The organism is Pseudomonas sp. GW822-FHT03F04, assembly GCF_058801405.1.
In genome coordinates, this window is the sequence record NZ_JBXANF010000006.1 from 1 (window position 1) to 24713 (window position 24713).

The window sequence follows — 24713 nt, forward strand, 5'->3', positions numbered from 1 at the left end:
CTGTCCTCGCCTGCCGACAATGCTAAGGTTCAGCCCTAGCTTTTGTACTTTTCCAAGGAAGCCTTCATGCCGGACACAGTGCGATTGGCGGCCATTTGCCGCCGGGGTGTCGGTATCTCATGAGAGGCCCTCCAGGGCGCTCCTGAAGAGCTGGACTACCTTGTGAGACTTGTTGGGTTGAGTCGCATTGGAGGCTGGCTACGGCGCTTTCTCGGCCTTGCCAGTGCCGGATGTATTGCGATGGTTTTGCAGTCAACGATGATGCCGTCAAGCTGCTAGGGGCGTGGCAACACGAAATCGATAAGCTGCCGTTGAGACTGTCTCGACAGGTGAGGGTGGAGCTATCTTGAAGAGGTAGGGACATTATCCCAGGCAGCAAAAAGCCCGCTGGTAATCACCCATGACAAGGTCATCGCGCAGGGGCGGGCTCAGGCCGTCTTCCTCATAAGCGAGAATGACCCCGTCGTATATCAGCGTGAACACAATACCGGTTACCACGCTACTTCCGGCGCCAGCAAGGTTGCCAAGTAGCAAGTTCCACTCACCCCGTTGCTTCACCACCCACCACCAGGTTCCGACCATCACCATCAAGCACAGCAAAGCATCCATTGGTTTATTCCCGAGTGCGTGATAACAGAGGCGGTTGATAGGCCTCCAGCGAGAGTGGACGGCAAGATGGCAAGATAGTAGCTTCGCGCCACTTTCTTCATCTGCGTAACGGACTACACATGCCTGGCGTTTCTTCTGTCTCGCGCCTGCTCGGCGCTTTCCTCCTATCGATCGGAATGACCCCGGCACTTGCCGCCGAAACCCCGGAGGTCGCCTGGAAGGGATACCTCTCCGATTGTGGGCGTTTTCAGCAAGTGGTGAACAACGTTCAAAACGGGACAATTACTGCCAGGGAAGCGATGTTCCACATCGATAGCTTGATACGACCTGTTTTCATCCATCGCAGGCACCTCACCCAAGCAAGCCTTGCCTCTCCCGATTATGCCCGTTGCGAAAACGTCATTGCCCAAGCGACCGAGATCTCGAACAACGAACATAACGTCCAGGACAAAGAGATTCTGCAGCAAGCCTTAAAGGCTGAGGCCGAACATTTGGAGTCCCCGGAATACAAGCGCGCCCGCGCTCTTGGCTTTAGCGACGTCGGCAAACTCGGCAAGCTCCACGAGATCGCCGAGGATTCGGAAACGGATGGCGAAGCGTTACTGAAGACATTGATGATCATGGTCGACTGGGGTTGCGGCCGACATTTTCGTGCCGTGCGATACGTCAAACCCTATGTGATCTACACCGCTCATCCCGATGAGGGCAGTTGCGCAATCTATAGAGAGGTCGCGGTGCTGGGCGGAGCAATGGTGGAGAGGGGTGATACCATCGATCGGGACGCGATTTTTCAATACGTGGGATGGAAGAAACTGGAAGGGGCAGGTGGGTTCCCCGTCGACATTCAAGTGGTAAAAGTGCGGAAGTAATCCGAGGGGCTGTTTCTTCAGATCCCGCGTCTGATTACAGAATGTCCTTCAAATAACCCTTCAGCGCGAGGAGCGGCTGATCCAGCTGCTCCAGCGACTGCGCGTGACTGAAGTCGGTCGACAACTTGTGCAGTTCCCGCCCCAACGGTTTCTCAACGCCACCCAACGCATCCATCGCCAATTCCAGGCACTCGTTCATCTTGAACTGGATGGTTTCGACATCCCCACGTCGCACCAGCAACTCGAATACGTCTTTCTGATAATCACCCATGACCATGTCATCCCGCAGAATCGGGCTAAGGCCTTCTTCCTCGTAAGCGAGCTTGAGGGAGAACAGGGCGACGGTTTCCAGTGACGTTTCCATGCAGTGAATCCTTTGAGATGTCCTGTCGGTGAAACAGAGGAAGATCAAAAGATCGCAGCCTTCGGCAGCTCTTACTACGGCAGCTACTTTCCGGCAGGCGAAAAAAAAGGCCTTGCAAAGCAAGACCTTTCTTAATTTTGGTGCCCCGAGGGAGACTCGAACTCCCACTCCTTTCGAAAACGGATTTTGAATCCGCCGCGTCTACCAATTCCGCCATCAGGGCTCAATGGCGGCGAAGTATAGAGAGGTACCTACCGTTGGTCAATCACGTTTCATGGTCAATTTTCGATATTTCCGCTAGACTTTCCGGCCCTGCTAGACGAACTCCATCATGCGCGTTGCTGACTTTACCTTCGAGCTTCCTGATTCGCTGATCGCCCGCCACCCTTTGGCCGAGCGTCGCGGTAGTCGCCTGTTGACCCTGGATGGTGTCAGCGGCGCCCTGGCACACCGTCAATTCACTGATCTGCTTGAGCATTTGCGCCCGGGCGATCTGATGGTGTTCAACAATACCCGGGTGATTCCGGCACGGCTGTTCGGTCAGAAGGCGTCTGGCGGCAAGCTGGAAATCCTCATCGAGCGAGTGCTCGACACGCACCGCGTGCTGGCCCATGTGCGCTCCAGCAAGTCACCCAAGCCGGGTTCGAAGATCCTCATCGACGGTGGAGGCGAAGCCGAAATGCTGGCTCGCCACGATGCCCTGTTCGAGTTGAGTTTCGCTGAAGAAGTGCTGCCGCTCCTCGACCGCGTCGGGCACATGCCGCTGCCGCCTTATATCGACCGCCCGGACGAAGGCTCGGATCGTGAGCGTTATCAGACCGTGTACGCCGAGAAGCTCGGAGCGGTGGCAGCGCCGACCGCCGGGCTGCACTTCGACCAGACGCTGATGGAAGCGATCGCCGCCAAGGGCGTCGAGACCGCGTTCGTTACGTTGCACGTCGGTGCGGGTACGTTCCAGCCGGTGCGTGTCGAAAAGCTCGAAGATCACCACATGCACAGCGAATGGCTGGAAGTCGGCCAGGACGTGGTCGATGCAGTCGCTGCCTGCCGTGCGCGTGGCGGTCGGGTGATTGCCGTGGGCACCACCAGCGTACGTTCGCTGGAGAGCGCCGCTCGCGATGGCGTGCTCAAGCCGTTCAGTGGCGACACCGATATCTTTATCTTCCCGGGCCGGCCGTTCCATGTGGTCGACGCCTTGGTCACCAATTTCCATTTGCCCGAATCCACGCTGTTGATGCTGGTTTCGGCGTTCGCCGGCTATCCGGAAACCATGGCTGCCTACAAGGCCGCCGTCGAAAACGAATACCGCTTTTTCAGCTACGGTGATGCGATGTTCATCACCCGTAACCCCGCACCTACTGCCCCTAAAGAAACAGGCCCCGAGGAAACAGAATGAGTCGCCAATGCCGCATGTCCTTCGAGCTCCTGGCCACCGACGGCAAGGCTCGTCGTGGTCGCCTGACCTTCCCCCGTGGCACCGTCGAGACCCCGGCCTTCATGCCGGTTGGCACCTACGGCACGGTCAAGGGCATGTTGCCGCGTGACATCGTCGCCACGGGCGCTGAGATCATTCTGGGCAACACCTTTCACCTGTGGCTGCGTCCTGGTACTGAAGTGATCAAGGAACACGGCGACCTGCACGATTTCATGCAGTGGAAAGGCCCGATCCTCACCGATTCCGGCGGTTTTCAGGTGTTCAGCCTCGGCGCCATGCGCAAGATCAAGGAGGAGGGCGTGACCTTCGCCTCCCCGGTCGACGGCTCGAAAGTGTTCATGGGGCCGGAAGAGTCGATGCAGGTCCAGCGTGATCTGGGCTCGGACATTGTGATGATCTTCGACGAATGCACCCCGTACCCGGCCGACGAAGACGTTGCCCGTGTTTCCATGGAGCTGTCGTTGCGCTGGGCCCAGCGTTCGAAGAATGCCCATGGCGACAACACGGCGGCGTTGTTCGGTATCGTTCAGGGCGGCATGCACCAGGACCTGCGCATGCGTTCTCTGGAAGGCCTGGACAAGATCGGCTTCGACGGTCTGGCCATCGGCGGCCTGTCGGTGGGCGAGCCCAAGCATGAAATGATCAAGGTGCTGGATTATCTGCCGGGCATGATGCCGGCTGACAAACCTCGTTACCTTATGGGCGTTGGCAAACCGGAAGATCTGGTTGAGGGTGTGCGCCGCGGTGTGGACATGTTCGATTGCGTGATGCCAACCCGTAATGCCCGCAATGGGCATCTGTTCATTGATACTGGTGTGCTGAAGATCCGTAACGCGTTCCATCGCCATGATGATTCGCCGCTGGATCCGACCTGCGATTGCTATACCTGCCAGAACTTCTCGCGCGCTTATCTGCATCATCTGGACAAGTGCGGCGAAATGCTCGGCAGCATGCTCAATACCATCCACAATTTGCGCCATTATCAGGTGCTGATGGCTGGTTTGCGCGAGGCTATTCAACAGGGTACATTGGCCGCCTTTGTCGATGCCTTCTACGCCAAACGCGGGCTTCCCGTTCCGCCTTTGGACTGAGTTTTCTGACCCCAAGATTCAACATTTGCAACTGGAGTGCTAAATGAGCTTTTTTATCTCTAATGCCATGGCTGACGCGGCTGCACCGGCAGCAGCCGGCCCAATGGGTGGCGGCTTCGAGTGGATTTTCCTGGTTGGCTTCCTGGTCATCTTCTACCTGATGATCTGGCGCCCACAGGCCAAGCGCGCCAAAGAGCAGAAAAACCTGCTGAGCAGCCTGGCGAAGGGTGACGAAGTGGTTACCACCGGCGGCATCGCCGGCAAGATCACCAAAGTGGCCGACGACTTCGTGGTTCTGGAAGTTTCCGACACCGTGGAAATGAAGTTCCAGAAGGGCGCCATCGCTGCCACGCTGCCAAAAGGCACGCTGAAAGCGATCTAAGTTTCAACTTCTACTCAATCGACGGGGCGCGCAAGGCGCCCCGCGTCATAACGGGCGGCGTGATGCTGAACAAATATCCTCTGTGGAAATACATTCTGATCCTGGCGGTGCTGGCGATCGGTCTGATTTATTCCGCTCCCAATCTATACCCCGATGACCCGGCCATTCAGATCAGCGGCGCCAGCACGGCCCTGCAGGTCAATCAGGCCGATCTGGATCGCGTGAGCACCGCGCTCAAGGAATCCGGGATCAACGTCAAGGCCTCGAGCCTGGCTGCAAACGGCAAGGGCGGTCTGATCCGTCTGACCAAGGCTGAAGACCAGCTGCCGGCCAAGGACGTTGTGCGCAAGGCATTGGGTGATGACTACGTCGTCGCGCTGAACCTGGCACAGACCACCCCGCAATGGCTGCGCAGCGTGGCCGCGCACCCGATGAAGCTGGGTCTGGACTTGTCCGGTGGTGTGCACTTCCTGCTGGAAGTGGACATGGAAAAAGCCCTCGATGCACGCCTGAAAGTCTATGAAGGCGACGTCAAGAGTCTGCTGCGTAAAGAAAAGCTGCGCTATCGCAGCCTGCCGCAACTGGGCGGTGCCATTCAGTTGGGCTTCAGCGATGAAGACTCCCGCGAACAGGCCCGTGTGCTGATCCGCAAGAACTTCAACGATTTCGACATTGTTCCGGCCGACCTCAACGGTCAACCGGTGCTGCGTCTGGCGATGACCCCGGCCAAGCTGGCGGAAATCCGTGAATACTCCATCAAGCAGAACTTGACCACGGTACGTAACCGCGTCAACGAGCTGGGTGTTGCCGAACCGATCGTCCAGCGTCAGGGTGCCAACCGTATCGTGGTTGAGCTGCCGGGCGTACAGGACACTGCCGAAGCCAAGCGTATCCTCGGCAAGACGGCCAACCTCGAGTTCCGCCTGGCCGCCGAGCCGGGTGCTTCGAAAGCCACTTCCGAGACGTTCGAGTTCCGCGAAGGCAAGCGTCCTCCTGCACAGATCGAGCGTGGCCTGATCATCACCGGTGACCAGGTGACTGACGCCAAGGCCGGTTTCGGTGAGCACGGCACCCCTGAAGTGAACATCCGTCTGGATGGCCACGGTGGCGAACTGATGAGCCGCGCGACCCGCAGCAACGTCGGTCGCAGCATGGCGGTGATCTTCATCGAACAGCGTCCGGTGACCACGTACACCAAGCAAATGGCCGACGGCGTCGAGAAAGACGTTGCCGTACAGACGTTCAAGGAAGAGAAGAAGATCATCAGCCTGGCGACCATTCAGTCGCCGCTGGGTGCGCAATTCCGTATCACCGGCCTGAACGGCCAGGGCGAGTCGTCCGAACTGGCGCTGCTGCTGCGTGCCGGTGGTCTGGCCGCTCCGATGTACTTCGCTGAAGAGCGCACCATCGGCCCGAGCCTGGGTGCGGACAACATCACCAAGGGTATCGATGCATCGCTGTGGGGCATGCTGTTCGTCTCGCTGTTCATCATCGCCATCTACCGCTTCTTCGGCCTGATCGCCACCGTCGCACTGGCGGTGAACATGGTGCTGCTGCTGGCACTGATGTCGCTGCTGGGTGCCACGCTGACCCTGCCGGGTATCGCCGGTATCGTGTTGACCATGGGTATGGCGGTCGACGCCAACGTGCTGATCTTCTCGCGGATCCGTGAAGAGATCGCCGCCGGCATGACCGTGCAGCGTGCAATCAACGAAGGCTTCGGTCGGGCATTCACTGCGATTCTCGACGCCAACCTGACCACATTGCTGGTCGGCGGCATTCTCTTCGCCATGGGCACCGGCCCGGTGAAGGGCTTCGCAGTAACCATGTCCCTCGGGGTTCTGACTTCGATGTTCACGGCCATCATGGTCACCCGCGCGATGGTCAACCTGATCTTCGGCGGTCGTGACTTCAAGAAGTTGTGGATTTAAGGGGCTGCCATGTTACGTACAATCAACTTCATGGGCGTCCGCAACTTCGCGTTCGGCGTCACAGTGTTCCTGACCTTGCTGGCTGTTTTCAGCGTATTCCACAAGGGCATGAACTGGGGTCTGGACTTCACCGGCGGTACGCTCATCGAGCTGACCTACGAGCGTCCGGCCGATGTCACCAAGGTGCGTGATCAACTGACCACCGCCGGCTATCACGAAGCTATCGTGCAGAACTTCGGTGCTACCACCGATCTGCTGGTGCGTATGCCGGGTGAAGATCCACAGTTGGGCCATCAGGTAGCGCAAGCGCTGCAGAAGGTCGGTGGCGACAACCCGGCGACGGTCAAGCGCGTCGAGTTCGTCGGCCCGCAGGTCGGTGAAGAGCTGCGTGACCAGGGCGGCCTCGGCATGCTGCTGGCACTCGGCGGCATCCTGATCTACCTGGCTTTCCGCTTTCAGTGGAAATTCGCGGTCGGCGCCATCGTTTCGCTGATTCACGACGTGATCGTGACCGTCGGTATCCTGTCGTTCTTCCAGATCACCTTCGACCTGACGGTGCTGGCGGCGGTACTGGCGATCATCGGCTACTCGCTGAACGACACCATCGTCGTATTCGACCGGGTACGTGAGAACTTCCGTGTGCTGCGCAAGGCTACGCTGATCGAGAACATCAACATCTCGACCACCCAGACTCTGCTGCGGACCATCGCGACTTCGGTTTCCACCTTGCTGGCCATCGCGGCGCTGCTGTTCTTCGGTGGTGACAACCTGCACGGCTTCTCCCTGGCGCTGCTGGTGGGTGTTCTGGCGGGTACCTACTCGTCGATCTACATCGCCAACGTGGTGCTGATCTGGCTGAACCTGTCCACGGAAGACCTGATTCCTCCGGCCAACACCGAGAAGGAAGTCGACGACCGTCCTTGAGGCCCTGCTTCCATAGCATTCTCCCGGTGGTACAAGACAAAAAAGACGCGAGTTGAACTCGCGTCTTTTTTTTTGCTCCAAGGCTGGGAGAAGCGCGGGCTTGTCCCGCATGTGATGGTCAGGAGGTTCATGTGAACAAGTCGTTACTGGTTGGTGCGGTATTGGGTGCTGTCGGTGTGACTGCCGGGGGTGCTGTTGCCACCTACAGCCTGGTTAAAAGCGGCCCTGAGTATGCGCAAGTGTTGGCCGTCGAACCGGTCAAGACACAGATCAAGACTCCACGTGAAGTGTGCAAGGATGTCGCTGTGACCCGGCAGGCGCCGGTCAAGGATCAACACCAGATTCTCGGTACCGCCATCGGTGCCGTGGCGGGTGGTTTGCTGGGTAACCAGATCGGCGGCGGCACCGGCAAGAAGATTGCCACGGTGGCCGGTGCGGTCGGTGGCGGTTATGCCGGCAACAAGGTGCAGGAAGGCATGCAGAATCGCGATACCTACACCACTACCCAGACTCGCTGTAATACGGTGAATGACATCAGCGACAAGGTCGTAGGCTATGACGTCCGCTATTCGCTGGACGGCAAGGAAGGCAAAGTGCGAATGGATCGTGATCCGGGCAACCAGATTCCGGTCGACAAGGAAGGCAAACTGATCCTGTCTCAGGCGCAGCCGGGGCAGTGATCTGCTGAAAGCTGATAAGAAAGCACCCTTCGGGGTGCTTTTTTATGTCTGCGATTTGAGCGAGAAATGCAGGGGGGGGATCGAATTGGAGGCATAAAAAAAGCACCCCGAAGGGTGCTTTTTGGAGTTTCGCGAAAAGCTTAGCGCTTCAGCGAAGCCGGCAGGTGCGGCTGGATCGCCGTCAGAACTGCCTTGAAGCATTTGGTGTTGCCGGCAACGACGTGGCCTTTTTCAAGGAAGTCGTGACCGCCGGTGAAGTCGCTCACCAGGCCACCTGCTTCCTGAATCAGCAGGGCGCCAGCGGCCATGTCCCACTCGGACAGGCCCGACTCCCAGAACGCGTCGAAACGACCGGCGGCCACGTAAGCCAGGTCCAGGCTCGCCGAACCGGCGCGGCGGATGCCGGCAGTCTGGCCAACCAGGGCGCGGAACATGCCCAGGTAGTTGTCGAGGTTGTCCATCTGGTCGTCACGGAACGGGAAACCGGTGCCGAGCAAAGCGCCGTCCAGGCTGGTACGACCGCTGACACGCAGGCGACGACCGTTCAGTTGAGCGCCGCGACCACGGCTGGCGGTGAATTCTTCCTGGCGAACCGGATCCAGAACAACGGCGTGTTCCAGGCGACCACGGTATTTGCAGGCAATGCTGACAGCGAAGTGAGGAATGCCGCGCAGGAAGTTGGTGGTGCCGTCCAGTGGGTCAATGATCCACAGGTATTCTTCGCCTTCGATGCCGTTACCGGCGTGCATGCCGGTCTCTTCACCCATGATCGAGTGATTCGGGTAAGCCTTGCGCAGAGCATCGATGATTTTCTGTTCGGCGGCGCGATCGACCTCGGATACATAATCCTTGGCGTCTTTTTCGTCGACCTTGATGGTATCCAGGCGCTCGATGGAGCGGAAGATCAGTTCACTGGCGCTGCGGGCGGCGCGCAGCGCGATATTCAGCATGGGCTGCATGGATGTGTCACCTAAGGTTGTTAAAGAAAGCCGCGCATTCTATCAGAACTTTTCTTCAGGTGAAGGTCGCTGTTCGCTTTCATAGCTTAACGGTAGGCTGTTCTGTAAGATTTGCACCCCTTTGCCGAGTCCGAGAGCGCCCGCCGTGCTGCAAAATATTCGTGTCGTCCTGGTCAATACCAGCCATCCGGGAAACATCGGCGGGACCGCGCGCGCCATGAAAAACATGGGCCTGTCGCGGTTGGTGCTGGTTGATCCGCGAGTCTTCCCGCATCACGAAGCCGACGCTCGCGCCTCGGGTGCCGGTGACATCCTTGAAAACGCACAAGTCGTCGCCACCTTGGAAGACGCCCTGGTCGGCTGCAATCTGGTGCTCGGCACCAGTGCCCGCGACCGGCGCATTCCCTGGCCATTGCTGGACCCGCGCGAGTGCGGAACCAAAGTGGTCGAGGAGGCCGGGCAGGGCGCGGAAATCGCACTGGTGTTCGGTCGTGAAGATTCCGGCCTGACCAATGACGAGCTGCAGCGATGTCACTATCACGTGCATATCCCCTCCGATCCTGAATTCAGTTCGCTGAACCTCGGGGCGGCGGTGCAGGTGTTGAGTTATGAAGTGCGCATGGCCTGGCTGGCCGCACAAGGTCAGCCGACCAAGATCGAGAAGGAAGAAGTGGCCTCCGTGAAAAGCGCCGAGCTGGCGACCATGGATGAGCTGGAGCGATTCTACGAGCACCTGGAACAGACCCTGGTGGCCATCGAATTCCTCGATCCGGAAAAACCGCGGCACTTGATGGCGCGCCTGCGCCGGTTGTACGGACGCAGCTCGGTCAGCCGGGCGGAAATGAATATTTTGCGTGGCATCCTCACGGAAACCCAGAAAGCGGCCCGTGGCGAGCTCCTTAAACGGAAGGATTAATGATGTTTGAGCGTTTGCGTGAAGATATCCAGAGCGTATTCCACCGAGACCCGGCGGCGCGTAACGCTTTTGAAGTCCTGACCTGCTACCCCGGCATGCATGCAATCTGGATTCATCGACTGGCCGGCATGCTCTGGCGCAACGATCTGAAATGGCTGGCGCGGCTGGTGTCGAACTTCGGTCGCTGGTTGACCGGTATCGAGATTCATCCGGGCGCCAAGGTCGGTCGTCGCTTCTTCATCGACCATGGCATGGGCATCGTGATTGGCGAAACCGCTGAAATCGGCGATGACGTCACCATCTATCAGGGTGTGACCCTTGGCGGCACCAGCTGGAACAAGGGCAAGCGTCACCCGACGCTGGGTGATGGCGTGGTGGTAGGGGCGGGTGCGAAGGTGCTCGGCCCGTTCACGGTCGGTGCTGGTGCCAAGGTCGGCTCCAATGCCGTAGTGACCAAGGAAGTGCCGCCAGGTGCCACGGTGGTGGGCATCCCTGGCCGGATCATCGTCAAGTCCGATGATGAAGCCGACGCCAAGCGTAAAGCGATGGCCGAGAAGATCGGTTTTGATGCTTACGGTGTGAGCGAAGACATGCCGGACCCGGTGGCACGTGCCATTGGTCAGCTACTCGATCACCTGCAGGCGGTGGATGGCCGTCTGGAAGGGATGTGCGGTGCGTTGAAGGATCTGGGCAGCAATTATTGTGCGAAAGATCTGCCTGAACTGCGTGAAGAAGACTTCGCCTGCGTCAAGGGCAAGGACGAATCCAAGCTCCACTGACGCCCCGGCAGGGGCTGCTGCTGACCGGTGTGCCATTAAGCCGCAGACCCTGCTATCATTCGCGCGCTCTTTTGCGGGTAAACCCGACTAAAGCACTAGGTCTTATAGTTGACTTAAATGCTCGGGAATTGCATACTCCCGCCCATTCCGAACTCCGTGGTAATTGTCCATGCGACTGACTACAAAAGGCCGATACGCCGTGACCGCCATGCTTGACCTGGCGTTGCACGCGCAGCACGGGCCGGTGTCCCTGGCCGATATCTCCGAGCGCCAAGGCATCTCCCTGTCCTATCTCGAACAGCTGTTCGCCAAGCTGCGCCGCAGTAACCTGGTTTCCAGTGTTCGCGGTCCGGGCGGTGGCTACCAGTTGTCCCGCGACATGCAGGGCATCCAGGTCGCTCAGGTGATCGATGCGGTGAACGAATCGGTCGATGCAACAAAATGCCAGGGCCAGGGCGATTGCCATTCCGGCGACACCTGCCTGACCCATCACCTGTGGTGCGACCTGAGCCTGCAGATTCACGAATTTCTCAGCGGTATCAGCTTGGCCGACCTCGTAACTCGCCGTGAGGTGCAGGAAGTGGCCCAGCGTCAGGATCAGCGTCGTTGCAATGGCAAGGCGCCGCGCCTGGACAAGATTGAAGCGTCCGCCGTCGAATGACAGCCAGAGAGCTAGCGGCACGCCAGCCAGCCTGATTTAGGAGATAGTCCATGAAATTGCCGATTTACCTTGATTACTCTGCGACCACCCCGGTCGATCCGCGCGTTGCGCAAAAAATGAGTGAATGCCTGCTGGTCGACGGAAACTTCGGTAACCCGGCGTCCCGTTCCCACGTGTTCGGCTGGAAGGCCGAAGAGTCCGTCGAAAACGCTCGTCGTCAGGTGGCCGATCTGGTCAATGCCGACCCGCGTGAAATCGTCTGGACCTCCGGTGCCACCGAGTCCGACAACCTGGCAATCAAGGGTGCGGCACATTTCTACGCCTCCAAGGGCAAACACCTGATCACCTCCAAGATCGAGCACAAGGCTGTCCTCGACACCATGCGCCAGCTGGAGCGTGAAGGTTTTGAAGTGACCTACCTCGATCCAACCGAAGACGGTTTGATCACGCCGGCCATGATCGAAGCTGCACTGCGTGAAGACACCATCCTGGTGTCGGTAATGCACGTGAACAACGAAATCGGCACCGTCAACGACATCGCCGCCATCGGCGAACTGCTTCGTTCGAAAGGCATCCTGTTCCACGTCGACGCCGCTCAGTCCACCGGCAAGGTCGAGATCGACCTGCAGAAGCTGAAAGTCGACATGATGTCGTTCTCTGCCCACAAGACCTACGGCCCTAAAGGCATCGGCGCGCTGTACGTGAGCCGCAAGCCGCGTGTGCGCATCGAAGCGACCATGCACGGTGGCGGTCACGAACGTGGCATGCGTTCCGGCACCCTGGCGACCCACCAGATCGTCGGCATGGGCGAAGCGTTCCGTGTGGCCAAGGAAGACATGGCTGCCGAAAACGTCCGCATCAAGGCGTTGAGCGACCGCTTCTACAAGCAGGTCGAGCACCTGGAAGAGCTGTACGTCAACGGCAGCCTGACCGCCCGCGTTCCGCACAACCTGAACCTGAGCTTCAACTACGTTGAAGGCGAGTCGCTGATCATGGCGCTCAAGGATCTGGCGGTTTCGTCCGGTTCGGCCTGCACCTCGGCGTCGCTTGAGCCTTCGTACGTACTGCGCGCCCTGGGCCGCAACGACGAACTGGCACACAGCTCGATCCGTTTCACCTTCGGCCGCTTCACCACCGAAGAAGAAATCGACTACGCCGCGCAGAAAGTCTGCGAGGCCGTTACCAAGCTGCGCGCTCTGTCGCCGCTGTGGGACATGTACAAAGACGGCGTCGATATCTCGAAGATCGAGTGGGCGGCACACTAAATATAGAAGCCGCCGGATACAGATCCTGTAGCGACGCGGCGGTTTACGCAGCGCAGTTGCAGGGTCTCAAGAGCGGCCCTGATGAGTGAGGATTGAGAATCATGGCTTACAGCGAAAAGGTCATCGACCACTACGAAAACCCGCGTAACGTCGGCAAGATGAATGCCGAAGACCCGGATGTCGGCACCGGCATGGTCGGCGCCCCGGCATGCGGCGACGTGATGCGTCTGCAGATCAAGGTCAACGATCAGGGCGTTATCGAAGACGCCAAGTTCAAGACTTACGGCTGCGGTTCGGCTATCGCCTCCAGCTCCCTCGCCACCGAGTGGATGAAGGGCAAGACCCTGGACGAAGCTGAAACCATCAAGAACACCCAGCTGGCCGAAGAACTGGCCCTGCCGCCAGTGAAAATCCACTGCTCGGTACTCGCTGAAGACGCCATCAAGGCGGCTGTTCGCGATTACAAGCAGAAGAAAGGCTTGATCTAAGCATTGGGCGACGAGTAAGGAGTCAACGATGGCTATCAGCATGACAGAAGCGGCTGCTCGACACGTGCGACGCTCCCTCGACGGGCGCGGCAAGGGTGAAGGGATTCGTCTGGGTGTTCGCACCACGGGCTGTTCCGGCCTTGCCTACGTGCTGGAGTTTGTCGACGAGGTGGTTGCAGAAGATCAGGTGTTCGAAAGTCACGGCGAAAAGGTGATTATCGACCCGAAAAGCCTGGCTTACCTCGACGGCACCGAGCTCGATTTCGTCAAGGAAGGGTTGAACGAAGGCTTCAAGTTCAACAACCCCAACGTGCGCGGTGAATGTGGCTGCGGCGAAAGCTTCAACATCTGAGGCTTGTCGTGGGTATTCCTTGTCATTTCGCTTTATTCGAGCTGCAACCGGGCTTTCGTCTGGATCTCGAACAGTTGGCCACGCGCTATCGCGAGCTGGCGCGCGGCGTTCACCCTGACCGCTTCGCCGACGCTTCCGAGCGAGAGCAGCGCTCCGCTCTTGAGCAGTCCGCGCGGCTCAACGACGCCTATCAGACGCTCAAGAGTCCGGCCCAGCGCGCACGTTACCTGCTGACCATCAGCGGGCATGAAGTGCCGATGGAAGTCACGGTCCATGATCCCGAGTTTCTTCTGCAGCAGATGCAATGGCGCGAAGAACTCGAAGATCTGCAGGACAGTGCCGACCTGGACGGTGTTGCGGCCTTCAAGCGTCGCCTGAAAACCGCCCAGGACGAGCTGAACGAAAGCTTCGCAGCCTGTTGGGATGATGCAGCGCAACGCGAACAGGCCGAACGCCTGATGCGGCGCATGCAGTTCCTCGACAAGCTCACCTACGAAGTGCGCCAGTTAGAAGAGCGCCTCGACGATTAACCCAGTGCCGCTCCGGTCGCACGCCTGATATACAGATAAGTCCTGATCACGATGGCCCTACTGCAGATCGCCGAACCCGGCCAAAGTCCTCAACCGCACCAGCGTCGTCTGGCTGTGGGGATCGACTTGGGTACTACCAATTCGCTGGTCGCTGCGTTGCGCAGTGGTCTTTCCGAGCCGCTGGCCGACGCCGAAGGGCGGGTCATCCTGCCTTCTGCCGTGCGCTATCACGCCGATCGCGTCGAAGTCGGCGAGTCGGCCAAGCTGGCCGCGTCCTCCGATCCCCTGAATACCGTGCTGTCGGTCAAGCGCCTGATGGGCCGTGGTCTGTCCGACGTCAAGCAACTGGGCGATCAACTGCCGTACCGCTTTGTCGGCGGCGAATCGCACATGCCGTTCATCGACACCGTGCAGGGTCCGAAAAGCCCGGTCGAAGTGTCCGCTGATATCCTCAAGGTGTTGCGTCAGCGCGCCGAGGCGACCCTTGGTGGCGAACTGGTCGGCGCGGTGATCACCGTTCCGGCGTATTTCGACGATGCTCAGCGCCAGGCCACCAAGGATGCGGCGAAACTCGCCGGTCTGAATGTGCTGCGTCTGCTCAACGAGCCGACGGCGGCGGCGGTGGCGTACGGTCTGGACCAGCATGCCGAAGGCCTGGTCGCGATTTATGACCTGGGTGGCGGCACTTTCGATATTTCGATTCTGCGTCTGACCGGCGGTGTCTTCGAAGTCCTGGCAACCGGCGGCGACAGCGCGCTGGGTGGCGATGACTTCGATCACGCGATTGCCGGCTGGATCATCGAGAGCGCCGGTTTGTCCGCCGACCTCGATCCGGGCGCACAGCGCAGCCTGCTGCAAACCGCTTGCGCAGCCAAAGAAGCCCTGACGGATGCCGACAGTGTTGAAGTGGCCTACGGCGACTGGAAAGCACAACTGACCCGCGAAGCTTTCGATGCACTGATCGAACCAATGGTCGCTCGCAGCCTGAAAGCCTGCCGCCGCGCCGTCCGCGATTCCGGCGTCGAGCTGGAAGACGTGCACGCCGTGGTCATGGTGGGTGGTTCGACTCGCGTTCCACGCGTTCGCGAAGCCGTCGCCGAAGCCTTCGGTCGTCAGCCACTGACTGAAATCGACCCGGATCAAGTGGTGGCCATCGGGGCCGCGATCCAGGCGGATACATTGGCTGGCAACAAGCGCGATGGCGGCGAATTGCTGCTGCTCGACGTGATTCCGCTGTCCCTGGGGTTGGAAACCATGGGCGGCCTGATGGAGAAGGTGATTCCGCGCAACACCACCATTCCCGTCGCTCGCGCCCAGGACTTCACGACTTATAAAGACGGCCAGTCGGCCATGGCGATCCACGTGTTGCAGGGCGAGCGCGAATTGATCAGCGATTGCCGCTCCCTGGCACGCTTTGAGTTGCGCGGCATTCCGGCAATGGTCGCAGGCGCGGCGAAAATTCGCGTGACCTTTCAGGTCGATGCCGACGGTCTGCTCAGCGTTTCCGCCCGTGAATTGGGTTCGGGCGTTGAAGCCAGCATCCAGGTCAAGCCGTCCTATGGTTTGACCGACGGCGAAATCGCCAAGATGCTGAAAGATTCGTTCCAGCACGCCAATGACGACAAGGTCGCCCGCGTTCTGCGCGAGCAACAAGTTGATGCCCAGCGCCTGATCGAAGCGGTGCAGGGCGCTCTGGAGGCGGATGGCGAGCGTTTGCTCGACGCCGAAGAGCGCCTGGTCATCGATCTGCAGGTGCAGGAACTGGCCGAACTGATGAAAGGTACCGATGGTTACGCCATCGAGCAGCAGACCAAGCGTCTGTCGCAAGTGACCGATGCTTTTGCTGCCCGCCGTATGGATCAGACGGTGAAAGCCGCTCTGTCGGGGCGCAACCTGAATGAAATCGAGGATATCTGATGCCGCAGGTCATTTTTCTGCCACACGAGAAGTTCTGCCCTGAAGGCATGGTTGTCGAGGCTGAGCCCGGCACTTCGATTCTCGATCTGGCCCACGAACACCATATCGAGATGGAAAGCGCCTGCGGCGGCGTCTGCGCTTGCACCACTTGTCACTGCATCATTCGCGAGGGGTTCGACTCGCTGGAAGAAGCCGACGAGTTGGAGGAAGATTTCCTTGATCGTGCGTGGGGTCTGGAGGCGCAGTCGCGTCTGGCCTGTCAGGCGATCGTGGGTGAAGAAGACATCACCGTCGAAATCCCGAAATATTCGCTTAACCATGCGGCCGAAGCGCCGCACTGACTGGTAAGACTGTCATGAGCTACGGTTGGAATGATGTTCAACGTATTGCAGAAGAGCTGGCCGAAGCCAAGCCGGATGTCGATCCGCTCTCTGTCAATTTCGTCGACCTGCAACGATGGATCATGGAACTGCCTGATTTCGACAACACCTCTGGCCGTGTCGGCGAGAAGGTGTTGGAAGCGGTCCAGGCCCTCTGGATCGAAGAAGTAGACTGATCGTCCTTGCAGGTTAGGCAATACCCAAGAACCCGCGTATAATTCGCGGGTTTAATTTTTCGCAAATTACTGTTTCTGGAGTTACACCATGGCTGTTCAACGTACTTTCTCCATCATCAAGCCTGACGCTGTTGCAAAAAACGTCATCGGCGAGATCACCACTCGTTTCGAAAAAGCAGGCCTGCGCGTTGTAGCTTCGAAACTGAAGCAACTGTCCAAAGCCGAAGCTGAAGGCTTCTACGCTGAGCACAGCGCTCGTGGTTTCTTCGGCGACCTGGTTGCCTTCATGATCTCCGGTCCTGTTGTTGTTCAGGTTCTGGAAGGCGAAAACGCTATCGCTCTGAACCGTGAGCTGATGGGCGCTACCAACCCTAAAGAAGCTGCTGCCGGCACCATCCGTGCTGACTTCGCTGATTCCATCGACGCCAACGCTGTACACGGTTCGGACTCCGAAGCCGCTGCTGCTCGTGAAATCTCGTACTTCTTCGCAGCTACTGAAGTAACCACTCGCTAAGCATTGGCTTAAAGAGTGAAGGTGAATCCATGACTACATCGACTGTTAAAACCAACCTGCTGGGTCTGACCCAGCCGGAAATGGAAAAATTCTTCGACTCAATCGGGGAGAAGCGTTTCCGTGCCGGTCAGGTAATGAAATGGATTCACCACTTTGGCGTGGATGATTTCGACGCCATGACGAACGTCAGCAAGGCCTTGCGCGACAAGCTCAAGGCTATTGCTGAAGTCCGTGGTCCCGAAGTGGTCAGCGAGGACATCTCCAGCGACGGCACCCGTAAGTGGGTGGTGCGCGTGGCGTCCGGCAGCTGTGTCGAGACCGTTTACATTCCCCAGGGCAAACGCGGCACTCTGTGCGTTTCGTCCCAGGCAGGCTGTGCCCTGGACTGCAGTTTCTGCTCCACCGGCAAGCAAGGCTTCAACAGCAACCTCACCGCCGCCGAAGTCATCGGTCAGGTGTGGATTGCCAACAAATCCTTCGGCAGTGTTCCGGCTACCATCGACCGCGCCATCACCAACGTGGTGATGATGGGCATGGGCGAACCGCTGCTGAACTTCGACAACGTCGTGGCCGCCATGCATCTGATGATGGATGACCTGGGCTACGGGATCTCCAAGCGCCGCGTGACCCTGTCCACGTCGGGTGTGGTGCCGATGATCGATGAGCTGGCCAAGCACATCGACGTATCCCTGGCGTTGTCCCTGCACGCACCGAATGACGCATTGCGTAACCAATTGGTGCCGATCAACAAGAAATATCCGCTTAAGATGCTGCTCGAGTCGTGCCAGCGCTACATGTCCGAACTGGGCGAGAAGCGCGTGCTGACCATCGAGTACACCTTGCTCAAGGACGTCAACGACAAGCTTGAGCACGCCGTGGAAATGATCGAGCTGCTCAAGGATATTCCCTGCAAGATCAACCTGATTCCGTTCAACCCGTTCCCGCATTCCGGGTACGAGCGGCCGAGCAACAACGCCATCCGCCGGTTCCAGGATCAGCTTCACCAGGCAGGCTATAACGTGACCGTGCGCACCACCCGTGGTGAAGACATCGACGCGGCTTGCGGTCAATTGGTAGGGCAGGTGCTGGATCGCACCCGTCGCAGCGAACGTTACATCGCCGTGCGCGAATTGAGCGCCGACAGCGATCTGGCACAGAACGCCGCGAACACTAACTAAGAGAGGATCTCTATGTCCCTGCGCTTTGCGCTGCTGTTGCTGTTGGCCAGCCTGTGTGCTGGCTGTGTCCTGTCGGGCGATTACAACCCGATGAAGACCAGCAAGGGCCGCGATGAAGCGCGGGCTGCCTACGTGCAGCTGGGACTGGGATACTTGCAGCAAGGCATGACCGAACGGGCCAAGGTGCCGTTGAAAAAGGCCCTCGAGCTGGACAGTTCGGATCCTGACGCCAACGCGGCCCTCGGGCTGGTTTTCCAGTCCGAGATGGAGCCTGCACTGGCGGATGAGCACTTTCGCAAGGCACTGTCCTCCCGTCCCGCCGATGCCCGCATCCTCAACAATTACGGCAGTTTTCTCTACGAAGAAAAGCGTTACAAGGAAGCCTACGAGCGTTTTGAACAGGCCGCCGCCGATACCCTGTATCCTGAGCGTTCGCGCGTGTTCGAGAACCTCGGCATGACGGCGTCCAAGCTTGGTCAGCGTGATCTGGCCCAGCAGCAACTGGAAAAAGCATTGCGTTTGAACCGTCAGCAACCACGGGCATTGCTGGAAATGGCTGAGTTGTCATTCGAAGACAGGCATTATGTGCCCGCGCGTGACTATTACGATCGTTTCAGCCAGCTGTCCGAGCAAAATGCACGTAGTCTGTTGCTCGCGGTTCGGTTGGCAAAAGTGTTTGAAGATCGCGACAAGGCCGCCAGTGCGGGCCTGCAATTAAAACGACTCTATCCCGGTACGCCGGAATATCAGCAATACCTGTCGGAGCAATGATGAAAGCGGCGCATCCCGAAGTTGTAGCAGCGAATCGCGTTAACCCCGGTGAGACCTTGCGCCAGGCCCGCGAAAGCAATGGCTGGTCGCTGGCCGAAGTGGCCCTCAAGCTCAACCTCACCGTGACTTCCCTGACCAACCTCGAAGCCGGTGCGTTCGACAAGTTGCCGGGGCATACCTTCGCTCGCGGTTACATTCGCGCCTATGCCAAATTGCTCGGCATGGATCAGGCGGTTCTGGTCCAGCAATTCGACCAGTCAACCGGTACCGACTCCCAGGGCAGCAACGTCCACGCCCTGGGTCGGATCGAAGAGCCGGTCCGGGTTTCCCACACCATTTTGCGGATCGTCAGCCTGTTGCTGCTGATTGCGGTCATCGGCGGCGGTTTCGTCTGGTGGCAGGATCAGACCTCGCTGCGGACCAAGGATCTGACCACGCTGGCGCCTGAGCACGTCGAAGTAGAAGGCGCTGACGGCACTACCCAGATTCACCCGCTGGACGAGCCGGAAGACCAGGCCGTCGCGGAAGGCGAAGCCGAGGGCTCAACCGCCCTGGCACTGCCACAAGCGGAAACCGCCGCCGAGTCGACGGGTGCCGAGGCTGCTGCGCCAGCCGCTGCTCCCGTGACGCCTGCTCCAGCCGTAACCGCCGCTGCTCCGGTTCACACACCGGCTCCGGTGGTGGCTGCTCCGGCCACACCTGCGCCAAACGTTCCGGCTACACCAGCACCTGTCGTCACGGCTCCTGTCGCTCCGACCGCTGTTGTTCCAGCACCCGCGCCAGTTGCCCCGGCAGCTCCGGTTGCCGGCCAGGGCCAGGTTCAACTGCAATTCACCGCCGATTGCTGGGCTCAGGTCACTGACGGCAGCGGCAAAGTGTTGTTCAGCGGTCTCAAGCACAAGGGCGACAGCGTCTCCGTGGCTGGCAAGCCACCGCTGGCTGTTCGTCTGGGCGTTGCCCGGGCCGCGCAGGTCAGCTACAACGGCCAACCGGTCGATATCGCTCCGTTCACCAGTGGCGAGACTGCTCGCCTGAAGTTGGGTCAATAAGTCATGCACGGCGAATCTCCAATCAAACGTCGCGAATCCCGCAAGATCTGGGTCGGTAACGTGCCTGTCGGCGGCGATGCGCCTATCGCTGTGCAGAGCATGACCAACAGCGACACCAATGACGTCGCTGCCACCGTCGCCCAGATCAATCGCCTTGAAGCCGCCGGTGTCGACATCGTGCGGGTTTCGGTGCCGGACATGGACGCGGCCGAGGCATTCGGCAAGATCAAGCAACTGGTCAAGGTGCCGTTGGTTGCCGACATCCATTTCGACTACCGCATCGCTTTGCGCGTGGCTGAGTTGGGTGTCGATTGCCTGCGGATCAACCCGGGCAACATCGGTCGTGAAGACCGTGTGCGTGCGGTGGTCGATGCCGCCCGTGACCGCGGGATTCCGATCCGCATCGGCGTCAACGCCGGTTCCCTGGAAAAGGACCTGCAAAAGAAATACGGCGAACCGACCCCGGCCGCGCTGGTCGAGTCGGCACTGCGTCACGTCGAGCACCTCGAACGCCTGAATTTCCAGGACTTCAAGGTCAGCGTGAAGGCTTCCGACGTGTTCATGGCCGTCGAAGCCTATCGTTTGCTGGCCAAGGAAATCGTCCAGCCGCTGCACCTGGGCATCACTGAAGCCGGTGGATTGCGCTCCGGTACAGTGAAATCCGCCGTGGGCCTAGGTATGCTGCTCGCCGAGGGGATTGGCGATACTATCCGCATCTCGCTGGCGGCCGATCCGGTCGAGGAAGTGAAGGTCGGTTACGACATTCTCAAGTCTTTGCATCTGCGTTCCCGTGGCATCAACTTCATCGCCTGCCCGAGCTGCTCGCGGCAGAACTTCGATGTGGTCAAGACCATGAACGAGCTGGAAGGGCGCCTTGAAGACCTGCTGGTGCCGCTGGATGTCGCGGTGATCGGTTGCGTGGTCAACGGCCCCGGCGAAGCCAAGGAAGCCCATATCGGCTTGACTGGCGGCACGCCGAACCTGATTTACATCGACGGCAAGCCGTCGCAGAAACTGACGAATGACAATCTGGTGGACGAGCTCGAAAGGCTGATCCGCGAGAAAGCGGCCGAGAAGGTCGAAGCTGACGCAGCGGTTATCGCGCGCGGCTGATCGAACGAATTAAGGAATTTCTGTGAGCAAGTCTCTGCAAGCCATTCGTGGCATGAACGACATCCTGCCGGAACAGACGCCGGTATGGCGCTACTTCGAAGGTACTGTTTCGCGTTTGCTGGATAACTACGGTTACAAGCAGATCCGCATGCCGATCGTCGAGTTCACCGAGCTGTTCAAGCGCTCCATCGGTGAAGTGACCGACATCGTCGAAAAAGAGATGTACACCTTCGACGACCGCAACGGCGACTCCCTGACCCTGCGTCCGGAAGGCACCGCCGCGTGCGTGCGTGCAGTGCTCGAACACGGCATCACCGGTGGTGGCCAGGTGCAGAAACTCTGGTACATCGGCCCGATGTTCCGTCACGAGCGTCCGCAGAAAGGCCGTTATCGCCAGTTCCACCAGATCGGTCTGGAAGTCTTCAATCTCGACGGTCCGGACATCGACGCCGAACTGATCGTGCTGACCTGGCGTCTGTGGGGCGAGCTGGGTATCCGCGATGCGGTCAAGCTCGAGCTCAACAGCCTGGGCACCAGCGAGTCCCGTGGCCGTTATCGTGAAGCGCTGGTCGAGTATCTCTCGGCGCACCACGACAAACTGGACGAAGACAGCCAGCGTCGCCTGAAGACCAATCCGCTGCGCGTGCTCGACACCAAGAACGCCGACACGCAGGCGGTACTGGTCGATGCGCCGAAGATGGCCGACTACCTGGATGATGAATCCCGTGCCCACTTCGAAGGCCTGAAGGCCCGTCTGGATGCCGTCGGCATTCCTTACGTGCTCAACCCGAAACTGGTACGCGGCCTCGATTACTACAGCAAAACCGTATTCGAATGGGTCACCGACAAGCTCGGCGCCCAGGGCACCGTGTGCGCGGGCGGCCGTTATGACGGTCTGGTCGAGCAGATGGGCGGCAAGCCAACCCCGGGTGTCGGTTTCGCCATGGGGATCGAGCGTCTGGTGCTGCTGCTGGAAACCCTGGAGCAGATTCCGGAAGAAATCTCCCGTCAGGTCGACGTCTATCTCTGCGCCTTCGGCGAAGCAGCAGAGCTGGCCGGTCTGGCTCTGGCCGAGCGTGTACGCGACCAACTGCCCAACCTGCGCCTGCAAGTCAATGCCGGCGCCGGCAGCTTCAAGAGCCAGTTCAAGAAAGCCGACAAGAGCGGTGCGCTGTACGCACTGATCCTCGGTGACGACGAAATGGCCCAGCAAGTGGTAGGTTTCAAACCCCTGCGTGGCCAGGGCGAACAACAAAGCATTGCCTGGGATGCGCTCGCTGCACACCTGGCCACCTGCGTCGTGCAGGGTTGAAGCTGTCTAAACAGCCGATTTAGCGATTAAGGAGTATTGGGGTGTCGAGTACCGAAGACGAACAGTTGGCGGATTTGAAGGACTGGTGGACACGCAACGGCAAACCTCTGGTCACTGGCGGCCTGTTGGCGCTGGTCATCGTGTTCGGCTGGCAGGCTTTTCACAAGTATCAGAGCAACCAGTCGCAAGGCGCCTCGGTGCTCTATCAGCAATTGCTGGAAACCACGCTGACCCCGGATGGCAAGCCTGATGCCGCGCGCGTTGCGGATCTGGCCGGCAAGCTCAACAGCGAATTCGGCGGGACTGCCTACGCGCAGTACGGCAGCCTGTTCGTGGCCAAGGTAGCGGTCGACAGCGGCAAGCTGGACGACGCGGCGACCGAGCTGAAAACCATCGTTGCCAAACCGGCCAACGCAGCACTGGGCGAAATCGCCCGTCAGCGTCTGGCGCAGGTGCTGGGTGCACAGAACAAGGCTGATGAGGCTCTGAAACTGCTTGAAGGCGATGCCGACAAGTCGTTCCTGGCCACTCGCGAAGAACTCAAGGGCGACCTGCTGGTACAGCTGGGCCGCACTGATGAAGCGAACACGGCGTATCAAAAAGCCAAGGCGGCACTGTCGGATGAAGCGGCGGTCGGTGGCCTTCAAATCAAGCTGGACGACCTGGCCAAAGGGGATGCGTGACGTGATCCGTTGGAAGCATGCAGCATTGCTGGCTCTGGCCCTTCTGGCCGCGGGTTGCAGCAGCAACAGCAAAAAAGAACTGCCACCGGCCGAACTGACCGATTTCAAGGAAGAAGTGGTTCTGCACAAGCAGTGGAGCCGCTCGATCGGTGACGGTCAGGGCGAAACCTACAACATGCTGGTGCCGGCAATCGATGGTGACACCATCTACGCGGCCGACGTTACCGGCATCGTGATGGCCATGGATCGCAGCAACGGCGACGTGAAGTGGAAAAAGGAACTTGACCTGCCTGTCTCCGGCGCCGTTGGCGTGGGTTACGGTCTGGTGCTGGTCGGCACGCTGCGAGGCGAAGTCATTGCACTCGACACCATCAACGGTGAAGAGAAATGGCGTGCTCGCGTGACCAGTGAAGTGCTGGCGCCACCTGCCAACAACGGTGACATCGTGGTCGTGCAGACCCAGGACGATCGTCTGATCGGTCTGGATGCCTCCACCGGTCAACAGCGTTGGGTGTATGACAGCACGCCAGCCGTGCTGACTCTGCGAGGCACCAGTGCACCGCTCGTGACCAACCGCCTCGCGGTGGCTGGCCTGTCGACCGGTAAAGTGATCGCTCTGGACATTTCCAACGGCGTGCCGGTCTGGGAACAGCGGATCGCGATTCCGCAAGGTCGTTCGGAGCTGGAGCGCGTGGTCGATATCGACGGCGGTCTGCTGCTGTCCGGCGGCACGCTGTACGTTGCCAGCTATCAGGGTCGCGTTGCGGCACTGGACCTGGAAAGCGGCCGTCAACTGTGGCAGCGCGACGCGTCGAGCTACGCCGGTATCGCCCAGGGCTTCGGCAACGTCTACGTGAGCCTGTCTTCGGGCACCGTTGAAGGCGTCGACGAGCGTTCGACCACTGCACTGTGGACCAACGATTCGTTGGCCCGTCGTCAACTGTCGGCACCGGAAGTGTTCTCCAGCTACGTTGCAGTCGGTGACCTGGAAGGTTACCTGCATCTGCTGAGTCAGGTGGACGGTCGTTTCGTCGGCCGCGAGCGCATCGACAGCGACGGCCTGCGTGCCCGTCCGCTGGTGGTGGGTGACACGATTTATGTGTATGGCAACAGCGGCAAACTGGAAGCCCTGACCATCAAGTAACAATTCACTAAAGGAGCCGAGCGAAGATCAGGCAAGGCAAAAATCAGCGAGGGAGCGGAGTTGACTTTAGTCAATGAGCATCCCGAGCTGATTTTTAACGCCGCATGATCGAGCGCAGGCCCTTTAGCTATGCTTGGGGTTAACCCCCCAGGCGGCCCCGGATTTTCGGGGCTTGCAGCGCTTTCTGGCGTTGCCCCGAGCACCAGCCGCTGCCTCGCAGCGGCTTTTGTATTTTCTGAAA

General features: G+C 59.4%; 28 protein-coding genes and 1 tRNA gene. 25 read left to right on the forward strand and 4 right to left on the reverse strand.

Annotation, left to right across the window (positions count from 1 at the left end; genetic code table 11):
* Positions 1-363 precede the first annotated feature (363 nt).
* Entirely contained in the window at positions 364-609 is a 246-nt protein-coding gene (locus AC1RMX_RS15035) for a hypothetical protein (protein ID WP_493072481.1), read from the reverse strand.
* 119 nt (positions 610-728) lie between these two features.
* On the opposite strand from AC1RMX_RS15035, the gene AC1RMX_RS15040 reads away from it, so the two are divergent.
* On the forward strand, positions 729-1478 hold the full coding sequence (locus tag AC1RMX_RS15040; RefSeq protein WP_493072482.1) for a hypothetical protein: 750 nt from the start codon (positions 729-731) through the stop codon (positions 1476-1478).
* A gap of 34 nt (positions 1479-1512) precedes the next feature.
* Here AC1RMX_RS15040 and AC1RMX_RS15045 read toward each other — a convergent pair whose 3' ends face one another.
* A complete protein-coding gene (locus AC1RMX_RS15045; RefSeq protein WP_493072483.1) occupies positions 1513-1842 on the reverse strand; it encodes a hypothetical protein in 330 nt (109 codons plus the stop codon).
* A gap of 138 nt (positions 1843-1980) precedes the next feature.
* Positions 1981-2065, reverse strand: a tRNA-Leu gene (locus AC1RMX_RS15050).
* A gap of 108 nt (positions 2066-2173) precedes the next feature.
* Here AC1RMX_RS15050 and queA point away from each other — a divergent pair.
* The 6 genes from queA (at position 2174) to AC1RMX_RS15080 (ending at position 8285) form a co-directional block, all read left to right on the forward strand.
* The gene (gene queA, locus AC1RMX_RS15055) at positions 2174-3238 is read left to right on the forward strand and encodes a tRNA preQ1(34) S-adenosylmethionine ribosyltransferase-isomerase QueA (RefSeq protein ID WP_102620826.1); all 1065 of its coding nucleotides are present in this window, start codon (positions 2174-2176) and stop codon (positions 3236-3238) included.
* Positions 3239-3252: 14 nt separating this feature from the next.
* Positions 3253-4368 (forward strand): tRNA guanosine(34) transglycosylase Tgt, encoded by a 1116-nt coding sequence (gene tgt / locus AC1RMX_RS15060; protein WP_161794909.1) that lies wholly within the window; start codon positions 3253-3255, stop codon positions 4366-4368.
* 43 nt (positions 4369-4411) lie between these two features.
* Complete coding sequence (yajC, locus tag AC1RMX_RS15065; protein WP_003227923.1) at positions 4412-4750, forward strand: preprotein translocase subunit YajC; 339 nt, start codon at positions 4412-4414, stop codon at positions 4748-4750.
* Between the two features lie 62 nt (positions 4751-4812).
* The gene (gene secD, locus AC1RMX_RS15070; RefSeq protein ID WP_493072484.1) at positions 4813-6681 is read left to right on the forward strand and encodes a protein translocase subunit SecD; all 1869 of its coding nucleotides are present in this window, start codon (positions 4813-4815) and stop codon (positions 6679-6681) included.
* Positions 6682-6690: 9 nt separating this feature from the next.
* The gene (gene secF, locus AC1RMX_RS15075) at positions 6691-7605 is read left to right on the forward strand and encodes a protein translocase subunit SecF (RefSeq protein ID WP_096818609.1); all 915 of its coding nucleotides are present in this window, start codon (positions 6691-6693) and stop codon (positions 7603-7605) included.
* A 131-nt stretch (positions 7606-7736) separates the two neighbouring features.
* A complete protein-coding gene (locus AC1RMX_RS15080; RefSeq protein ID WP_085709392.1) occupies positions 7737-8285 on the forward strand; it encodes a glycine zipper 2TM domain-containing protein in 549 nt (182 codons plus the stop codon).
* 140 nt (positions 8286-8425) lie between these two features.
* On the opposite strand, the gene suhB is transcribed toward AC1RMX_RS15080, so the two are convergent.
* Positions 8426-9244 (reverse strand): type III secretion system regulator SuhB, encoded by an 819-nt coding sequence (suhB, locus tag AC1RMX_RS15085; protein ID WP_007903571.1) that lies wholly within the window; start codon positions 9242-9244, stop codon positions 8426-8428.
* Positions 9245-9389: 145 nt separating this feature from the next.
* Here suhB and trmJ point away from each other — a divergent pair, with 145 nt between their 5' ends.
* The 18 genes from trmJ (at position 9390) to bamB (ending at position 24472) form a co-directional block, all read left to right on the forward strand.
* Positions 9390-10160: a tRNA (cytosine(32)/uridine(32)-2'-O)-methyltransferase TrmJ gene (gene trmJ, locus AC1RMX_RS15090; RefSeq protein ID WP_007956692.1), complete on the forward strand. Its 771-nt coding sequence runs from the start codon at positions 9390-9392 to the stop codon at positions 10158-10160.
* Between the two features lie 2 nt (positions 10161-10162).
* A complete protein-coding gene (gene cysE, locus AC1RMX_RS15095) occupies positions 10163-10939 on the forward strand; it encodes a serine O-acetyltransferase (RefSeq protein WP_007956691.1) in 777 nt (258 codons plus the stop codon).
* A gap of 169 nt (positions 10940-11108) precedes the next feature.
* Entirely contained in the window at positions 11109-11600 is a 492-nt protein-coding gene (gene iscR / locus AC1RMX_RS15100; RefSeq protein ID WP_007956690.1) for a Fe-S cluster assembly transcriptional regulator IscR, read from the forward strand.
* Positions 11601-11650: 50 nt separating this feature from the next.
* Positions 11651-12865 (forward strand): IscS subfamily cysteine desulfurase, encoded by a 1215-nt coding sequence (locus tag AC1RMX_RS15105; protein ID WP_007956689.1) that lies wholly within the window; start codon positions 11651-11653, stop codon positions 12863-12865.
* Between the two features lie 101 nt (positions 12866-12966).
* Positions 12967-13353 carry a Fe-S cluster assembly scaffold IscU gene (gene iscU, locus AC1RMX_RS15110; protein WP_003227907.1) on the forward strand — a complete coding sequence of 129 codons (387 nt, stop codon included), beginning with the start codon at positions 12967-12969 and terminating at the stop codon, positions 13351-13353.
* A gap of 28 nt (positions 13354-13381) precedes the next feature.
* On the forward strand, positions 13382-13705 hold the full coding sequence (iscA, locus tag AC1RMX_RS15115; protein ID WP_003227904.1) for an iron-sulfur cluster assembly protein IscA: 324 nt from the start codon (positions 13382-13384) through the stop codon (positions 13703-13705).
* A gap of 8 nt (positions 13706-13713) precedes the next feature.
* On the forward strand, positions 13714-14235 hold the full coding sequence (hscB, locus tag AC1RMX_RS15120; protein ID WP_457382498.1) for a co-chaperone HscB: 522 nt from the start codon (positions 13714-13716) through the stop codon (positions 14233-14235).
* 51 nt (positions 14236-14286) lie between these two features.
* Positions 14287-16152: a Fe-S protein assembly chaperone HscA gene (hscA, locus tag AC1RMX_RS15125; RefSeq protein WP_096818604.1), complete on the forward strand. Its 1866-nt coding sequence runs from the start codon at positions 14287-14289 to the stop codon at positions 16150-16152.
* Positions 16152-16493 (forward strand): ISC system 2Fe-2S type ferredoxin, encoded by a 342-nt coding sequence (gene fdx / locus AC1RMX_RS15130; RefSeq protein WP_003227897.1) that lies wholly within the window; start codon positions 16152-16154, stop codon positions 16491-16493. The genes hscA and fdx overlap by 1 nt, the downstream gene beginning before the upstream one ends.
* A 14-nt stretch (positions 16494-16507) precedes the next feature.
* On the forward strand, positions 16508-16708 hold the full coding sequence (gene iscX / locus AC1RMX_RS15135; RefSeq protein WP_027619659.1) for a Fe-S cluster assembly protein IscX: 201 nt from the start codon (positions 16508-16510) through the stop codon (positions 16706-16708).
* 88 nt (positions 16709-16796) lie between these two features.
* On the forward strand, positions 16797-17222 hold the full coding sequence (gene ndk, locus AC1RMX_RS15140) for a nucleoside-diphosphate kinase (RefSeq protein ID WP_007916882.1): 426 nt from the start codon (positions 16797-16799) through the stop codon (positions 17220-17222).
* Positions 17223-17251: 29 nt separating this feature from the next.
* Positions 17252-18400, forward strand: coding sequence for a dual-specificity RNA methyltransferase RlmN (rlmN, locus tag AC1RMX_RS15145; RefSeq protein WP_096818602.1), 1149 nt, complete (start codon positions 17252-17254; stop codon positions 18398-18400).
* Positions 18401-18412: 12 nt separating this feature from the next.
* Positions 18413-19171, forward strand: a complete 759-nt coding sequence (gene pilW, locus AC1RMX_RS15150) for a type IV pilus biogenesis/stability protein PilW (RefSeq protein WP_096818600.1) — start codon at positions 18413-18415, stop codon at positions 19169-19171.
* Entirely contained in the window at positions 19171-20220 is a 1050-nt protein-coding gene (locus tag AC1RMX_RS15155) for a RodZ domain-containing protein (protein ID WP_493072485.1), read from the forward strand. The genes pilW and AC1RMX_RS15155 overlap by 1 nt, the downstream gene beginning before the upstream one ends.
* 3 nt (positions 20221-20223) lie before the next feature.
* Positions 20224-21333, forward strand: coding sequence for a flavodoxin-dependent (E)-4-hydroxy-3-methylbut-2-enyl-diphosphate synthase (gene ispG / locus AC1RMX_RS15160; RefSeq protein WP_020795607.1), 1110 nt, complete (start codon positions 20224-20226; stop codon positions 21331-21333).
* A gap of 22 nt (positions 21334-21355) precedes the next feature.
* Positions 21356-22645, forward strand: coding sequence for a histidine--tRNA ligase (hisS, locus tag AC1RMX_RS15165; protein WP_096818596.1), 1290 nt, complete (start codon positions 21356-21358; stop codon positions 22643-22645).
* Between the two features lie 41 nt (positions 22646-22686).
* Positions 22687-23328: a tetratricopeptide repeat protein gene (locus AC1RMX_RS15170; protein WP_096818595.1), complete on the forward strand. Its 642-nt coding sequence runs from the start codon at positions 22687-22689 to the stop codon at positions 23326-23328.
* Entirely contained in the window at positions 23321-24472 is a 1152-nt protein-coding gene (gene bamB, locus AC1RMX_RS15175; RefSeq protein WP_096818592.1) for an outer membrane protein assembly factor BamB, read from the forward strand. The genes AC1RMX_RS15170 and bamB overlap by 8 nt, the downstream gene beginning before the upstream one ends.
* Positions 24473-24713 lie beyond the last annotated feature (241 nt).

What these genes read in the sequence shown, in the direction of transcription:
- AC1RMX_RS15035 (WP_493072481.1), bottom strand. Translation starts at nt 609, where the DNA reads ATGGATGCTTTGCTGTGCTTGATGGTGATGGTCGGAACCTGGTGGTGG.
- AC1RMX_RS15040 (WP_493072482.1), top strand. Translation starts at nt 729, where the DNA reads ATGCCTGGCGTTTCTTCTGTCTCGCGCCTGCTCGGCGCTTTCCTCCTA.
- AC1RMX_RS15045 (WP_493072483.1), bottom strand. Translation starts at nt 1,842, where the DNA reads ATGGAAACGTCACTGGAAACCGTCGCCCTGTTCTCCCTCAAGCTCGCT.
- queA (WP_102620826.1), top strand. Translation starts at nt 2,174, where the DNA reads ATGCGCGTTGCTGACTTTACCTTCGAGCTTCCTGATTCGCTGATCGCC.
- tgt (WP_161794909.1), top strand. Translation starts at nt 3,253, where the DNA reads ATGTCCTTCGAGCTCCTGGCCACCGACGGCAAGGCTCGTCGTGGTCGC.
- yajC (WP_003227923.1), top strand. Translation starts at nt 4,412, where the DNA reads ATGAGCTTTTTTATCTCTAATGCCATGGCTGACGCGGCTGCACCGGCA.
- secD (WP_493072484.1), top strand. Translation starts at nt 4,813, where the DNA reads ATGCTGAACAAATATCCTCTGTGGAAATACATTCTGATCCTGGCGGTG.
- secF (WP_096818609.1), top strand. Translation starts at nt 6,691, where the DNA reads ATGTTACGTACAATCAACTTCATGGGCGTCCGCAACTTCGCGTTCGGC.
- suhB (WP_007903571.1), bottom strand. Translation starts at nt 9,244, where the DNA reads ATGCAGCCCATGCTGAATATCGCGCTGCGCGCCGCCCGCAGCGCCAGT.
- cysE (WP_007956691.1), top strand. Translation starts at nt 10,163, where the DNA reads ATGTTTGAGCGTTTGCGTGAAGATATCCAGAGCGTATTCCACCGAGAC.
- iscR (WP_007956690.1), top strand. Translation starts at nt 11,109, where the DNA reads ATGCGACTGACTACAAAAGGCCGATACGCCGTGACCGCCATGCTTGAC.
- AC1RMX_RS15105 (WP_007956689.1), top strand. Translation starts at nt 11,651, where the DNA reads ATGAAATTGCCGATTTACCTTGATTACTCTGCGACCACCCCGGTCGAT.
- iscU (WP_003227907.1), top strand. Translation starts at nt 12,967, where the DNA reads ATGGCTTACAGCGAAAAGGTCATCGACCACTACGAAAACCCGCGTAAC.
- iscA (WP_003227904.1), top strand. Translation starts at nt 13,382, where the DNA reads ATGGCTATCAGCATGACAGAAGCGGCTGCTCGACACGTGCGACGCTCC.
- hscA (WP_096818604.1), top strand. Translation starts at nt 14,287, where the DNA reads ATGGCCCTACTGCAGATCGCCGAACCCGGCCAAAGTCCTCAACCGCAC.
- fdx (WP_003227897.1), top strand. Translation starts at nt 16,152, where the DNA reads ATGCCGCAGGTCATTTTTCTGCCACACGAGAAGTTCTGCCCTGAAGGC.
- iscX (WP_027619659.1), top strand. Translation starts at nt 16,508, where the DNA reads ATGAGCTACGGTTGGAATGATGTTCAACGTATTGCAGAAGAGCTGGCC.
- ndk (WP_007916882.1), top strand. Translation starts at nt 16,797, where the DNA reads ATGGCTGTTCAACGTACTTTCTCCATCATCAAGCCTGACGCTGTTGCA.
- rlmN (WP_096818602.1), top strand. Translation starts at nt 17,252, where the DNA reads ATGACTACATCGACTGTTAAAACCAACCTGCTGGGTCTGACCCAGCCG.
- pilW (WP_096818600.1), top strand. Translation starts at nt 18,413, where the DNA reads ATGTCCCTGCGCTTTGCGCTGCTGTTGCTGTTGGCCAGCCTGTGTGCT.
- AC1RMX_RS15155 (WP_493072485.1), top strand. Translation starts at nt 19,171, where the DNA reads ATGAAAGCGGCGCATCCCGAAGTTGTAGCAGCGAATCGCGTTAACCCC.
- ispG (WP_020795607.1), top strand. Translation starts at nt 20,224, where the DNA reads ATGCACGGCGAATCTCCAATCAAACGTCGCGAATCCCGCAAGATCTGG.
- bamB (WP_096818592.1), top strand. Translation starts at nt 23,321, where the DNA reads ATGCGTGACGTGATCCGTTGGAAGCATGCAGCATTGCTGGCTCTGGCC.